At 69.7% G+C, this 13,013-nt stretch carries 14 protein-coding genes; all 14 read right to left on the bottom strand.

The genetic code is table 11. The features are described 5' to 3' along the window. Positions 1 to 101: 101 nt before the first annotated feature. Positions 102 to 1,316, bottom strand: a complete 1,215-nt coding sequence (locus tag MUB56_RS18670; protein ID WP_244928513.1) for a S1 family peptidase — start codon at positions 1,314 to 1,316, stop codon at positions 102 to 104. A gap of 569 nt (positions 1,317 to 1,885) precedes the next feature. Next, positions 1,886 to 4,942 carry a LysM peptidoglycan-binding domain-containing protein gene (locus MUB56_RS18665; protein WP_244928512.1) on the bottom strand — a complete coding sequence of 1,019 codons (3,057 nt, stop codon included), beginning with the start codon at positions 4,940 to 4,942 and terminating at the stop codon, positions 1,886 to 1,888. Next, positions 4,939 to 5,361: a pilus assembly protein TadG-related protein gene (locus MUB56_RS18660; RefSeq protein ID WP_244928511.1), complete on the bottom strand. Its 423-nt coding sequence runs from the start codon at positions 5,359 to 5,361 to the stop codon at positions 4,939 to 4,941. Before MUB56_RS18660 ends, MUB56_RS18665 begins: the two co-directional genes overlap by 4 nt. Further along, positions 5,358 to 5,783 carry a TadE family protein gene (locus tag MUB56_RS18655; protein WP_244928510.1) on the bottom strand — a complete coding sequence of 142 codons (426 nt, stop codon included), beginning with the start codon at positions 5,781 to 5,783 and terminating at the stop codon, positions 5,358 to 5,360. The genes MUB56_RS18660 and MUB56_RS18655 overlap by 4 nt, the downstream gene beginning before the upstream one ends. Beyond that, on the bottom strand, positions 5,780 to 6,202 hold the full coding sequence (locus MUB56_RS18650) for a pilus assembly protein (protein WP_280637313.1): 423 nt from the start codon (positions 6,200 to 6,202) through the stop codon (positions 5,780 to 5,782). The genes MUB56_RS18655 and MUB56_RS18650 overlap by 4 nt, the downstream gene beginning before the upstream one ends. Next, a complete protein-coding gene (locus MUB56_RS18645; protein ID WP_244928508.1) occupies positions 6,171 to 6,398 on the bottom strand; it encodes a hypothetical protein in 228 nt (75 codons plus the stop codon). The genes MUB56_RS18650 and MUB56_RS18645 overlap by 32 nt, the downstream gene beginning before the upstream one ends. Positions 6,399 to 6,429: 31 nt before the next feature. Further along, entirely contained in the window at positions 6,430 to 7,332 is a 903-nt protein-coding gene (locus MUB56_RS18640; RefSeq protein ID WP_244928507.1) for a type II secretion system F family protein, read from the bottom strand. Further along, positions 7,329 to 8,180, bottom strand: coding sequence for a type II secretion system F family protein (locus MUB56_RS18635; protein ID WP_244928506.1), 852 nt, complete (start codon positions 8,178 to 8,180; stop codon positions 7,329 to 7,331). The genes MUB56_RS18640 and MUB56_RS18635 overlap by 4 nt, the downstream gene beginning before the upstream one ends. Continuing rightward, positions 8,177 to 9,664 (bottom strand): ATPase, T2SS/T4P/T4SS family, encoded by a 1,488-nt coding sequence (locus MUB56_RS18630; protein WP_244928505.1) that lies wholly within the window; start codon positions 9,662 to 9,664, stop codon positions 8,177 to 8,179. Before MUB56_RS18630 ends, MUB56_RS18635 begins: the two co-directional genes overlap by 4 nt. After that, positions 9,661 to 10,440: a hypothetical protein gene (locus MUB56_RS18625; RefSeq protein ID WP_244928504.1), complete on the bottom strand. Its 780-nt coding sequence runs from the start codon at positions 10,438 to 10,440 to the stop codon at positions 9,661 to 9,663. The genes MUB56_RS18630 and MUB56_RS18625 overlap by 4 nt, the downstream gene beginning before the upstream one ends. After that, positions 10,440 to 10,832 carry a hypothetical protein gene (locus MUB56_RS18620; protein WP_244928503.1) on the bottom strand — a complete coding sequence of 131 codons (393 nt, stop codon included), beginning with the start codon at positions 10,830 to 10,832 and terminating at the stop codon, positions 10,440 to 10,442. The genes MUB56_RS18625 and MUB56_RS18620 overlap by 1 nt, the downstream gene beginning before the upstream one ends. Beyond that, a complete protein-coding gene (locus MUB56_RS18615; protein ID WP_244928502.1) occupies positions 10,760 to 11,116 on the bottom strand; it encodes a hypothetical protein in 357 nt (118 codons plus the stop codon). Before MUB56_RS18615 ends, MUB56_RS18620 begins: the two co-directional genes overlap by 73 nt. Positions 11,117 to 11,141: 25 nt before the next feature. After that, positions 11,142 to 12,101 (bottom strand): hypothetical protein, encoded by a 960-nt coding sequence (locus MUB56_RS18610; RefSeq protein WP_244928501.1) that lies wholly within the window; start codon positions 12,099 to 12,101, stop codon positions 11,142 to 11,144. After that, positions 12,086 to 12,718: a hypothetical protein gene (locus tag MUB56_RS18605; protein ID WP_244928500.1), complete on the bottom strand. Its 633-nt coding sequence runs from the start codon at positions 12,716 to 12,718 to the stop codon at positions 12,086 to 12,088. Before MUB56_RS18605 ends, MUB56_RS18610 begins: the two co-directional genes overlap by 16 nt. Positions 12,719 to 13,013 lie beyond the last annotated feature (295 nt).

The following is a 13,013-nucleotide window of genomic DNA, read 5'->3' as shown; positions in this document are numbered from 1 at the left end:
CAAAACCCGGCGCCCGGAGCGCGACGTCAACTCCAGGCGCCGGTCGCGCCTTGGTCCGAGAGCAAGCGAATCACACGGTCACAGCTGAACGCCGGGGGTCGTCATGGCCCCGTCTCGATGGTGAGGTTCCAGCTGCTGTCGAGGATCTTGTGGATTCCGACGGAGAACACGTACGAGTAGCACGGCTCCGGCTGGCGCATCGTCGCGCTGCACGTCGCCTGGGCCCCGATCGCCCGGGCGATGATCCCCCTGGCGGTGGCCTTCCCACCGGTGCGTCGGATGTAAATCGGCCCGCCGCTGTCACCATTGGCAACCTTGTGCCCCGATCCATGGGCGATGAAGCCGGTGCATTCCGAACCCATGTTATCGGCACACGGGAGGGTCTGGTTGGTCAACAGAATATCCATGCCGCAGCGCTCTCCCGAGTTCGCCCCCGAGGTACAGACAGGGTCGCCCTCAGAGGGTGCGCCTGCACCACTGACCCACCTGAAGGTGTCGGAATTCCATGGGCCCGTGAACACCTTGCCGATGGTGGCGGGCGATGCCGCTGGATCGATCAGTACAGCATCGTGGGTCAGTCGTTCATTCGTGACGGAACCGATCACCTGGTTCGCGCCGTCGTGTGCGACGTTACCGACGTCGTAGCAATGCGCCGCGGAGAGTAGACGCCCTTGCCCTGTCGACCCCGTGACGGCGAATCCGGTGCTGCAGCCGTGCACGCCGCCTATGTTGGTTGCGCCACCCCCCTGCCATGGCGCCGAGTCGTTGTGCCTCGCGAGGTTCTCTCCCCCACTCAGCAGGTCGTCCACGACGAACTCAATCGGGATGGGCTCGTCCATCGCCTTGAGCAGGGCCTGCTGGTCGGCGTCGCTGACCCGTGTTCCAGGTGCCATCCGCGCGACGAGGCCTGAGCGGTCGTCGTTCGGGCCCACCATGAGAAGGCGTCGCTCGGCGTCGGCGTCCTTGGCGATCGTCGCTTCCCGGTCGGCTGCCATCAGAAGACGGGAGTTGTGGACGAGGACATCCTCGTCGTACTTCGCTGCGACGACCTCGACGGTTACGCCGTCCTTCTCACCTGCCATCTTGGCGATGTCTGCGGGAATCTCGCCCGCCCAACGGATCGTGACGGCGTGCTTGTCCGGATCGACCACGGTGCCGGCGAAACCGGCGCGCTCGTACCCACCTGCCAGCTTCTCGGCCGTGTCGATCGTCCGCTCGTACAGTTCGGGATTCGGCCCGACGTCAACGACGTCGGGGTCGAGGGTCTCCGACTCCCCGAACGCGGCACCCACCGCACTCGCGGCGATGAGACCCACCGCCGTCAGGATCGCGAGAGATCTGCGTGTTTTCATTGAAGGTTCCTGCCTTCCGAGGGATCGGACTCTTGTCCACCCCCGGGAACCTAGGGGCGAATATGCGGCCGTAACTAGGGCACGCTCAATCGGAACTCGTCTACATCGGATCTTTGTGAGGTGCCTGACAAGTCAGGAGCGACTTGACGAGGTTCTTCTAGTTGGCCTGGTCAGGTCGCAACTCCAGTCGGTTGGGCAGGACGAGTGGCCGTGCGCGACCTGCCCCGCCGGGTTTTGACCAGTTTCCGTGGGTGAATGCGTTGCGTTCTCGTAGCCCACATGGCCCAACTCGTGGCCGGAGACGTAGGCCATGTCGGCACCGGGATGCGTGGCGGGCCAGCGGTGCCCGGCCTCGGTGGGCCCTGCACTGCAGGGCGATGGCTTGCCCGGCGTTGTGACGCCCGGCACTGCTGCTCGCCGCTCGTTATCGCCACACCTTGTGTCGAAGATGCGTTCTAGCCGAGGTCAAGATCGGAGTGCGCCGCCGTTACGTTTAGAAGGGGCAACGGAGCTCGTGACATGAGCGATGCGTCCTACCCCGTCCGGCGTACACGTGAACGCGCCCATTCCTTGTCCCGGACGATGGCCCCGGTCCGTTCCGGCAGATCGATCGGGCCGAGTTCGTCGTCGCTCCGGTTAAGCACGTCGTCCCGCAGCCGGGCTTCGGCGTCTGCATCGTGGCCGGTCGCACGCTCTACCGCCACCATGTCGAGTTGCGCGACCTCGTCGTACGGCGCAGCGGCGACGCCGACGTGTGCGGCGAAGACTGCGAGGTCGCGGTCTCCTGCGCTGAGCGCATGGGTGGTGACGATGTGGGCGACATCGACGATAGCGCTCGACATGATGTGGTCGAGGCGCTCGCCTTCTAGAAGCCAGTTCCAACCACCGTTTCGGAGATCGGTGAACGGCTCGCCGCTGATCAACCGCAGGGCTGCCACGAGGTCCGTGATTCCTCCTGCACCTCGGCTTTGGCCGCGGGCGCGGAGTCGTCGGAACAGGTCGAGGTCGGACAGCACACCGTGGAGTTGGTACGCCGCGGGCGCCCCGGTTGCGTGAGTCTGCCGTGCCCGTGGCAGGTAGGGCTCGCCGGTGTGGTCGACTCCGAGCCAGAGGCGGAGTGCGCTCATGTCGGTGCGGGCGCGTTTGGGACGGATTCCGATGGCGGCGGCGAGGTCGTCTGCCGTTACGCCGGCGGGGTGCAGCACCAGGTACGCGAGCAGTTCGATGTAGTACGGGCGACGGTTGGCCGTTGCCTTGAAGTCGCCCATCGTCCGGGCTGACACGGGTCCGAGGAGGGTGAGCTTGGGGGCGACGGGGATGGGTGACTCCCAGCGCGCGAGGTCCTCGTCGAGGTCGGGATCGGCCATGTCCACGGCTGACCCTGCGTCGCGACGAGCGAGGGGAGCGAGCTGGTCCACGTCGGCGGCCGTTGTGGCCGCGATGTCGGCGTAGGCCTGCGCGTTTTGGGGCAGGAGTGATCTGTCGCCGGCTGGGCCGTGGGGGCGTGGTTCGGTTAGGTGCGCGACGAGGGCGCCGGAGGGGTCCGCGACGGCCGTCTCGTCGGTGGGCCGTGGAACGGGAGTGATCTCGGTTTCGCGGGTGATGTCGACGAGGGTGGCGCAGGCTTTCGCCTCGTCTGAGGTCAGGCCCGCGGTAGCCAGGTCGAGGCCCAGCGGTGGACTCGTCAAGTGGCCGTCGCTGGAAAGGTGCAGGTCGGTGCCAGTCGCCGTCGGGGCAGGGCCGAGGTTGACGAGCGCGGCAGCTGGCCGCGTGGGGTAGCCGGTGATGGCGTTGGCGAGGTCGGCAACGTCGGCGTCGGGGGGATCGGTGTTGGCGATGATCACTGCGCGGAACTGATCTGGTTCCTGTGCGGGCTCGTCGGCGGAGAGTTCACGGACGAGCCGGCTGATGAACGCCCTGTCACCCGTAGCATGGATGCGGAGGCGGCCTGGATGGAGGTCGGTGAGTTCTGCTCCGACGCCCAGGGTGTCGACCTCGACGAGCATCGACCAGGGGTTGAGCGCGAGCTCCGCGGTGAGGTGTCGGGCAAGTGCCTCGCCGCGCTCGTGGTTCCCGGTCACCGACACCGTGCGGACCTCCTCGAGGTTCAGCAGGATCAACGCACCGTCGGCGGCCTGGCCGACGCTCACCAGCAGCGGGTACGGCGCGCTGGCGTCAGCGGAGACCACCGGGACGTCGGCCAGTTCGAGGTGCCAGGTCGTAGCGGAGCCGGTCCACGGCCGCGGCAGGTCAGCGGTCTCCGCGAGTGTCAGGGTGATCCGATGTTCGGACAGGGACGCGGACAGCAGTCTCGGAGAGGGCGAGAGGGACCGTAGTGCTCGGTCGAGGTCCTCGATGCGAGGCGCGATGACGGATCCGGTGACGTGTGCACTCTTCTCCACGTCCCGGAGCTCCTCGGGTGGCGGGGCGAGGATCGTGCCGGGTCGTCGGTGCCGCAGTTGAGTCCGTCGGTGTTGGCGCAGGACGAGCCAGAGCGAGCCGGCGAGTACGGCGCCTGTGCCGGTCAGGCCGGAGAGGAGCCAGGACCGCTCGGCGTCGTCGTCGGCGTTGTCCTCCGTGTCGTCGACGTTGTCCGTTGGCGGGGGGACGGCTTCGTCGGGGGCTGGAGGGGTGGCCGGCACGGGAGGAGGGACGGCTTCGGGAGGCGTCTCGGGCGGCGTTGGAGGTAGCTCGACGGGGGGCTTCTGCGGAGCCGACGATGGGTGCTGCCCGGGGATGGTCAGTCGCCAGCCTGGGTGGATCAGGTCGGGGTCGGTGAGGTGGACTCCGTTGGCCTGCGCCGTGTTCTGGGATGCTTCGAAGATCGCCTGGTACGCGGCGGCGTCGTCGAGTTGCTCTGCGGCGATCTCGGAGAGGGTGTCGCCGGGCTGGACGACGTACTCGTCCTCCACCACCTCGGCCGCTGCCGGGGTTGCCGGCACGCGCAGCACGGTGCCGGGCAGTAGGAATCCGGGTCGGCCGTCGAGCATGGCGTGGTTGAGGTCGACGAGCTCGACGTACCGGGTGCCGTCCCCGAGCCGCTCATCCGCGATCTTCCAGAGGCTGTCGCCGCGCTTGACGGTGTAGCGCTCAGTGCCGTGTGGCTCGGCCTTCTTCGGTGCGACGACGACGGCGGGGGCCGGCGCGGCCGGCGCCACCGGCTGCGCTTCGGCGACGTGGTAGTCCGGTAGTGGTGCGGCTGCCGGGGTCGCTTGGGCTCGCGGTGGGGACAGGAGCGCCGTGGTCGCAGGGATGGCGACGAAGAGGAGGGCTGCCGCGGCGACGAGTCGGTCCGCAGCGAGCTGGGGCATCGCGAGGCCCGGCAGGCGTGGGGCCCGGATGCCCCGGGCGTGGGACACGATGGCGGCGATGACTGAGTAGGCGAACACGGCCCAGGCGATCCACGCGACCACGGTGATCACTTCGAGCGCGAGCGTCCCGTCGTCTGGTGCGCTCAGTCGGGACCAGGAGAAGGCAGAGAGGTCTGGGACTGCGTCGATTGCGAGGAGCAGGGGTGGTGTGCCGCCGACGAAGGCCAGCAGGGCCAGGGTTGCTGTCAGGCCCCGCAGCCGGGAGTGGACGTTGCTCATCGCGGATTCCCTCCGAGGGTGCGGGTCAGGCGTGCGGTGGCGGTGCCGGTGACGTCGAGCCGGTTGATGCCGAGCAGGCCGAGGAACCGGGGGTCGTAGGAGTCGTGGACGGTCACGGTGAGGGTGGTGGCGTTGGTGATCTCGGCGTTGCCGGTGACGCCGGCAGTCTCGAGGTAGTGCTGGGCGGCGGCGCGGGCGAGGGTCGGGTTGATGGTCAGGACGCGTCCTTCGATCGCCGCTCCGCCGTCGACCTCGCCGCCGCCGGCGCGGGCGGCCTGGGCAGCGAGGTCGTGGGCGCGTTCGTGGGCGTGGACCTGGCCGCCGAGATCGACGGCCAGCCCGACCAGGAAGATCATCGCGAGGCTGGACAGCGCCAGCCAGACGGTGATGGATCCGCCCTCGTCGCGTGGGCGGCTCATCGTTCCCGCCAGGTGTCGATCGGGCTGGACATCGTCGCGCGCAGCACCCGGGAGCCGGGGACGCCCGGTACGGCGAGGTCGGAGAGGTCCAGGCGACACGAGACGGTCACGTCGACCGCCCCGGGGACGCCGGGTCGTTTGTCGAAGTCGGCGGTGTCGACGCTGACCTTGACGTGATCGCATCCGATCTGCTGGTTGGTGATGCTGGTGGTCGCCGCCTCGCGAGCGTCAGCGGCGGCGGTGTCGGGGCTGCGGGCGAGCGAGGCCGACCGGGCGCCATCGGCGGCCGCGGATTGCAGTGCTTGGTGGGTGCTCGCGGTGCGTCCGCCGAAGATGATGAGCCCGACGAGCAGGGCGAAGGCCGGTACGCCGATTGCTGCCTCGATCGCTGCTGATCCCCGTTCGTCGCGGCGCCGGGTCATGGTGTGGTCAGCCTCTCGACCGGGACCGTCGCGCTCTGGGTAATCCGGACCTTCCAGCCCGGGATCACGCTCATGCTGAATCCGCTCACCGTGACGGTGGCGATGGCTGTCGTCCGATTAACGGTCACCTGGGCTCTGGTCAGCACGTCGTCCCCGCCTGCTTCGGTGATGAAGTCGTCCGCCGCACCGAGACCGTCGGACTCGCGTCCGTGCTCGGCACCGGCTGCCCGGGCGCCCTCCTGCGCGGCCGCGATGGCCACCGTTCGGGCCTGGTAGAACAGCGCGGCCTGCATGCCCAGGAACATCAACGCGAAGAGGGCAGGCAGGAGGATCACGAGCTCGATCGAGACCGAGCCCCGCTCACCGCGCCGCCGCCGTGGGTGGCGACTAGTTGATGTTGCCGGCTTGGGACTTGACATAGGACGTCACCGCCGCGACCACGACTCCGACGATGGCGATCACCGCCACCGCCCAGAGCACGTGCTCGATGGTCACGGAGCCGCGCTCCCCGGCCCGCTCTTCTGCCCGGTGGCCGGGCCGATGGGTGGGCCGATGCGTGCGCAGGTCGTCGTAGTGGAGTGCGGCGATCTGGAGCAGGACAAGGACTTTCAACATCGGGTTCCTCCTGGGGCGGTGGCGGTTGTTGTCATGAGGTGGTGAACATGCGCAGTAATGAGGGGGCGACGAGCAGCGCCATGAAGGTGACGCCGAGCAGGGAGCCGGGGATGGTCATCCGTTCGCCGACGGCGTTGGCCTGGGCGATCTCGTCGTTGAGCATCGCGGTGCGCATGGCTGCGGATCTGGCGCGCAGGGTGGCGTACACGCTTGCTCCTTGTTCTCCCGAGAGCCGCATGATGTCGGCGAAGTCGTCGAGCTCGGGCAGGCCGAGCTCTGCTGCCAAGGTGTGCAGGGCGTCCCAGGGCGGCAGGCCGGACCAGCGCGAGCGGGTGAGCTCCTCGGCGAGGCGGGTGAAGACCCACGAGTCACCGACCTGGGCGGCGGCCTCCATCGCTTGACGTACGCCGATCCCGTTGTGGCGCTCCAGGGCGACCAGATCGATGTAGGCGCCCAGGGCGCGGGCGAACTCGAGCCTCGCCTTGCGGGCCTCGTCGAGGGCGTTGTAGTTCGGGATGAAGAACATGACCACGGCGAGCCCGATCGACGCCGCGGCCGGGATCGTGAGCGGGATCGCGAGCCCGAGTGCGTTGAACAGGGCAGTGAGCAGCGGCGGGATCACCAGCCCGAGGCCGGCGAAGGTGAGCTTCTCGCCGTAGAACCGGGCCACCGGGATCCGCAGCAACGCCAGCTCCCGCACTGGGGTGCGCGCCCACAGGCCGGGAGGCAGGACGCGGAGGCCCCACAGCCCGATCCGCTCCGTGCCGCTGTTCGCCGGCGCCGGTGTGGTCGTCGTACCTGTGCGGGTCGCCGAGACCCGGGCGAGGGCGTCGGCGAGATCCGGCTCGGCGGGCAGGAGCCGGGCGAGCAGGAGCATCAGCCCGAGTCCGATGAGTCCGCCGGCCAGGAGCGCCAGCTGCAGTCCGGTGGTCATCGGGCCGCCACGTCGGAGTGGGGGCCGAGGAACCGGGGCGGTGGTTGGCCGTTGGCCATGCGCCGCATCCAGATGAGCGTGGCGACGTAGGCGGTGAGCAGGACGACGAGGATGACCTGGCCGATCGGGGTCCGGTACGGCTCGACGTAGGTTCCGGACAGGGCGAGGACGACCAGGACGCTGGCGCTGATCAGGGTCACCCACCGCGCGGTCGAGCGCGGTTTGGCCCGGTCGGCCTCGACCTGGCGACGAGCGCGGACATCGGCGGCCACGGACTCGGCCAGGCCCTCCAGGACGCTGGCCAGGCCAGCTCCGCGGCGGCGGGTGCCGAGGATGAGGTTGGCGGCGATCAGGTCGCCGGTGGAGTCGTCGAGCTCGTCGGCGAAGGCCCGCAACGCGGTCTCGGTGTCCCACCGGGCCCGCAGCCGGGCCACCAGGCGGGTGACCTCCCCGCCGATCGGTGCGGGCGCGGAGCGCAGGGTCGCGACCAGTGCCTGCTCCAACCCGACACCGACGGTGAGGACCCCTGAGAGCGACCGGGTCCATTCCTCCATCGCCTCCAACCGGGTGATCTGATCGACCGCAGGGGGAGCCGACAACAACACCGGCAGCCCGACGACCGCGACCGGCGCGATCACCAGCGCCAGCACCCACCCGGTGAGCAGCCACCCGACGAGCCCGAGCCCCAACCCGCCCAGGACAAGGACCCGGGCCCGGGGGCTCAGCCTCAGGACCCGACGGCGAGGCCGCGGCCGGGGCGGCACGGCGGTCGGCCGGAGCCCGACGATCACGGCGAGGAGGCCGGCGGCGATCAGTCCGCCGGCCAGGCCGGGAACGAGCGCGTTCACGGCCGCGCTCCGGATGGGTGGGCGGGAATCGGGTGGGTCGAGAGGTACGCCGCGAGGTCGAAGCCGTGGTGGGCCAGGGTGCGGTACTCATCGGGGAGCACGTCAGGCACCGCGACCCCGGTGGCATCGGTGCGGAAGACGTGGGTGGTGGCGTAGCCGACCTCCTTCTCGCCCGGGGTCACGGCGACGACCTCGGCGATGCGGCGGGTGCGTTGGGTCCGTCCCTCGACGGTTCTGGTGTCGAGGTTGAGGTGGACGATGAGGTCGACGGTGGCGGCGAGCTTGCTGGTCGCCAGAGCCTGGGTGACGTGGGGGCCGGCTTCCATCGCGCAGGTCACGAGCTTGCGGACGGCGGCGATGGCGTCGGCGGCGTGGGTGGTCGAGATGGAGCCGGTGCCGGACTCCATCGCCTTGATCATCGCCCAGATCTCCTTGCCGCGGACCTCGCCGACGATCTGGCGCGACAGGTTGAACCGGAAGGAGTCGATGAGGGCCTCATCCAGGGTGAACTCGCCCGCCTGGCGCCCGTCGGTGCTGCGTTCGCCGGAGCCGGGGCGGGCCTCCCAGGCGTGCACGATCTTGTGTCGGCCGAGCTCGTGGAGGTGTAGCTCGTACTCGGTCTCGAAGGTCCCGATCGCCTCCATCTGGTCGATCTCGGCGCACAGCGCTCGGACCAGCGTCGTCTTCCCCGCCCCCTGGGCGCCGGTGACGACGATCGAACGACGGGCCTGCACCGCCGCGCGGAGGAACGACGCCGCGACCGGACTCATCATGTCCCGGGCGACGAGGTCGTCGAGGGTGACCTGCATCAGCCGGTGCCGGCGGATGACCACCGAGGGCCGGGGGGTCACCCAGGCCGCTGCGGCGAGACGCGAACCGCCGTCGAGACGCAGATGGAGGCGGGGCTGGGCCTCGGAGAAGGACCGGGCGTTGACCTCGCTGCGGGAGGCGAGGAAGACCAGGAAGTCGATCAGCTCGGCGTCGGAGTCGGCCACTGGCGGCCCATCGATGAGGGTGCCGTCGACCAGCTCCAGCAGGACGTTGTCGTGGCCGACGATGATGATGTTCTCCACCGCGTCGTCATCGACCAGGGGCTGGAGGCGCCCGAGCCGGAACAGCGAGTCGAATACCGCCTGGGCGGTGGCCTGCTGACGCGCCGGCGACCACGCCCCCTGACCGGCGTCGACCGCCTCCGCCATCGCCGACTCGATCAGGTCCAACACGATGGACCGGCCGAGCTCCTCCTGGGCGGCCCTGTCGAACCGGGTCCGGGCCGCGGCGACCGCCTGGCTCAGCTGCTCCGAGGCCCGCGCCCGCAGCACCGCCACGACCGACCAGTCGACGTCGGTATTCGCGGACGGTGCCACGCTCACCGTCGCCGTGGCGGCCGGCGCCGTCATCGAGGTGCCGTTGACGGGTTGGGTGAACAGCGGCAGCCGCGCCAGGTCGCCGTACTCGTGGAGATGACGGAACGTCTCGCTCACGGTGTGATCTCCTCGCTCAATGCGGCGTCGCTCAGGGCGACCCGGCTGCGGGCGACGTGGGACTGGACCGCCTGGGCTGCGGCTCGCAGGCCACGCAGGTAGGGGCCGGTCTCGAAGTGGCGCGGGGCGGACGCGCCCCGGTGGTAGACCGCCGCCGCGGCCGGATCGTCGGGCAGGTCGGTCACCACCGGCATCCCGAGTACCTTCGAGACCTCGGTGGCCCGGTAGGGCCGGCCCTCGCCGATGAGCAGCAGCCCAGGGTGCCGCCACCCGGTCCCCGGCTGGCGGACAGTCTCGGCCCAGGACCGGGCCGCCGAGATCGCCGGCAGCGTGGCCCGCGTGAGCAGGAGCGTGAGGTCGGCGGCCTCCAACAACGGCTGCGGTGACCCGGCCAACCCCAACCGGCCGGCGTCGATGATCACGTCCTGGCCATTGGCCTCCAGCTCACCCAATGCCACCGACAGCGGCTCCCACACCTCGCGCAGCGCCGCGGCCTGCGCATGGGACCGGGTGCCGGCCACCAGCGAGACGCTCGGGCTCAGCGGACGGACCACGTCGCGTAGCGCCTCGGCCACCCCGAGCGGGGACAGGGCCAACTCGATCAGTCCGACCTCGTACGGCGTCGTACCGCGAAGGAACCCGGCCAGGACGCCGGAACCACCGGTGGGGTCGGCCTCGAGGAGCAGCACCGGGCGCGGCCAGCAGAACGCGAGCCCGACCGCGGTCGTCGTGACGCCCGGGGAGCCGGAGGCCGAGGTCAGACAGATGACGGCCATTACGGGGTCCCGGAGTCGAGGACCAGTGCGACATCACCGGTCGCCGCCCTGGCGGCGAGGAGACCTGCATCCCCGTGGGGGACCAGGACGTTGACGACCGTGTTGCCGGTGGTCTCGTCCAGGCCGGTGTCGACCACCTCCGCGTTCGTGAACTCCGGGCCGTTGGCCGGGACCGTCCCGGTCTCACCCGGGGTCACGATGATCCGGACATTGTCCCCACCGTGGAGGGGCAGTGCGGGGACCTGGGCGGGGGTGAGGGAGATCCCGACGACCGACCGGCCCGGGGGAGGCATCGGGTCGTCGGTGGTCGACTCGCTCGTCAGCAGGCCCCCGGCGGTGATGTCGAGCGCAGCGCGCTGGCCGACGATGTCGTCGTACGCCGAGGCAGGCACCGGAGACAGTGCCGGGTCACCGCTGATCCGGAGGCGCTGGGGTCCTCGGCCTCGATCAGCTCCCCGCGGTGGATTGTGCTGCGCGCGGCGAGGACCTCCTCGGTGTCGGTGGTGGCGCTCCAGGCCCAGGCCCCGAGCAGACAGCCGACCGCGGTCACCGCGACCCCGGCGGCGAGCAGGGCCGGGCGTCTGCGGAGCTTGGGCGGGGGAGTGATGACCGGGCCGGCGTCCGGCACGGCGGAACGGGGGCCGGGGTGCCGGTCCTCGCGTGCAGATGTGGTCATCGTCGTCCCTCCGCCTCTTCGCTCGTCAGTTCACGAGCACCTGCGCTTCGCCGATCTGGATCTGGGTCGAGCGGTTAAGGCCGTTGAGGCGGATCGTTCCGGTCTGGCCGGCGCCGGACCAGGTGATGACCCAGCTCGACGTCGCCGTGACGGTGTAAGCCTCGTCGGGCTCGCGCGCGCTCGACTTCTCATAGGTGTGGCCGCAGTCGGGAGAGTCCTTCCTCCCGTACGACGGCAGGTACGGCGTACTCGCCGTCTCGCAGACAACCTCGGTGCCGTCACCCATGTCCCACGTCACGCGCAGCACCTTCGCGGTCGCGGTGATCGTCATCCCGCCAGCCGAGGCGCTGGCCGTGATCGGACCGAAGGTCTGTTCGTCAGGAGACTGGACCCACATCCAAACCGGCATCCCGACGAGACCGACACTGTCCGGACCGGGCTTCGGGACGATCCCGATGTTGATCGCCGACAGGCTCATCCGGTCGATCGCCAACTGTGCGACCTCGCGCGGGGTCGGTCCACTTCCCGAGGCGGCAGGTGGCTCCTGCGCCCAGATTGTGATGACGAGCCCTGCTTGCGGCTGCGTGCAGTTGTAGACGGCCCCATCACCAGGTTCGTGGCCCTGCCAGGCAGGATCCCCGGCGAGCGGCTGCGGATCCATGGGGCTGAGGTAGCAGTGGTAGGCGTTCGACCAGAAGCCGTCCGCCGATGAACACGGCACCGGACCCGGCGGCGGATCCACAATGCCTTGGCTCGTCCCGTCCCAGAAGCAGGCCGCACCCGCACCGGTGTCCTTCGGACCGTCATCAGTCGGCATGGCCGGAGTCCCTGGTGTACCCGGGACCTCGATCCAGAGCAGGCATTCCGCGGTCGACGGATCCATCTGGGCACATTCGGAGTCGGCGTACGAGGGCGACCAGGCAAGCACCGCGGCACTCGCGGTCGCGACGGCCCCAAGGAGGAGGCGGATCAGGAGGCCGCGCATGGCGTTCGCTTGAGATCTTGGCCCGTCGCCACGCGCCAGCCACCGGACGGATCGGCGGCGTAGTCGTAGTTCGCGACGGTGTAGCGAGTCCACCCGGTGTCCGGGCGGTCGGGGCCGACGATCGACTTGCCCCTCTCATCGAGCACGTCGACCTCGCTGACGTCCCAACAGACATCAATGACGACCGCGGGAGCTCTGCCTGCATCCGGAGCAGAGTTGTCGAGATTCACCGACTGCACGGTCAGATCGTTGATCGCCGTGGTGCCGACCTGGCGTTGTCCCGCGTCGCGCTGTCGGCGGAGTAACGCGTTGACCGCACTTAGCTGAGTACTGATCGCCACGGCCTTCAAGCGCGTGAGGTCACTGGCCAGGTCAGATCGAGTCTCGTCAACCACCGCGAAGTAGTTCCGCATCGCTGCGGTCGCACTTGCCGTGGCCGCCTCCGACGGCGTTGTCGGCGAAGCACTCGTCGGTGCGCTCGACATCGGCGTGCTTGGTGACGTCGAGGGAACATCAGGCGGAGGCGGTGGATCCGCATCGCTGTTCCCGCATGCGGCGACCGCGGCCAACACCAGTGCGCCGGTCGCCCAAGACTTCAGCCCGAGTCGTTCAGTCATGTGCGGTCTCCTGCTTCCTCTAACCGGTCGGGTTCGAGGCGCAGACGGCGCCCGCGGGCGGGTGTTGATGCCGTCTGGCCAACATCGTAAAGCCCGGCCTGACGATGGGGAACCCGGCATTTTCACCGAGCTCTTCCCTCCTCAGGTGCTCCTCCCGCACCAGGCCCTCCTCACGTCCTCACTCCAGCTCGACGCCGCCCCACGCGCCTGGCCCTGCCAGGTCCCCCCGTTCGCGACCCAACCCCTTCTCGTCTTCACACGGTTTGCACCTCGAGGGGGCCTGTGGAGGAAGCCG

The sequence above is a fragment of the Nocardioides sp. W7 genome (assembly GCF_022919075.1).
Classification (GTDB): Bacteria; Actinomycetota; Actinomycetes; order Propionibacteriales; family Nocardioidaceae; genus Nocardioides.
The sequence above is the reverse complement of the archived record's forward strand: the minus strand, read 5'-3'. Positions and strand labels throughout refer to the sequence as shown.

Bases quoted from the DNA above. Each gene is read 5' to 3' on its own strand.
- MUB56_RS18665 (WP_244928512.1), bottom strand. From the start codon at position 4,942: ATGAGCAACGTCCACTCCCGGCTGCGGGGCCTGACAGCAACCCTGGCC.
- MUB56_RS18660 (WP_244928511.1), bottom strand. From the start codon at position 5,361: ATGAGCCGCCCACGCGACGAGGGCGGATCCATCACCGTCTGGCTGGCG.
- MUB56_RS18655 (WP_244928510.1), bottom strand. From the start codon at position 5,783: ATGACCCGGCGCCGCGACGAACGGGGATCAGCAGCGATCGAGGCAGCA.
- MUB56_RS18650 (WP_280637313.1), bottom strand. From the start codon at position 6,202: ATGTCAAGTCCCAAGCCGGCAACATCAACTAGTCGCCACCCACGGCGG.
- MUB56_RS18645 (WP_244928508.1), bottom strand. From the start codon at position 6,398: ATGTTGAAAGTCCTTGTCCTGCTCCAGATCGCCGCACTCCACTACGAC.
- MUB56_RS18640 (WP_244928507.1), bottom strand. From the start codon at position 7,332: ATGACCACCGGACTGCAGCTGGCGCTCCTGGCCGGCGGACTCATCGGA.
- MUB56_RS18625 (WP_244928504.1), bottom strand. From the start codon at position 10,440: ATGGCCGTCATCTGTCTGACCTCGGCCTCCGGCTCCCCGGGCGTCACG.
- MUB56_RS18615 (WP_244928502.1), bottom strand. From the start codon at position 11,116: ATGACCACATCTGCACGCGAGGACCGGCACCCCGGCCCCCGTTCCGCC.
- MUB56_RS18610 (WP_244928501.1), bottom strand. From the start codon at position 12,101: ATGCGCGGCCTCCTGATCCGCCTCCTCCTTGGGGCCGTCGCGACCGCG.
- MUB56_RS18605 (WP_244928500.1), bottom strand. From the start codon at position 12,718: ATGACTGAACGACTCGGGCTGAAGTCTTGGGCGACCGGCGCACTGGTG.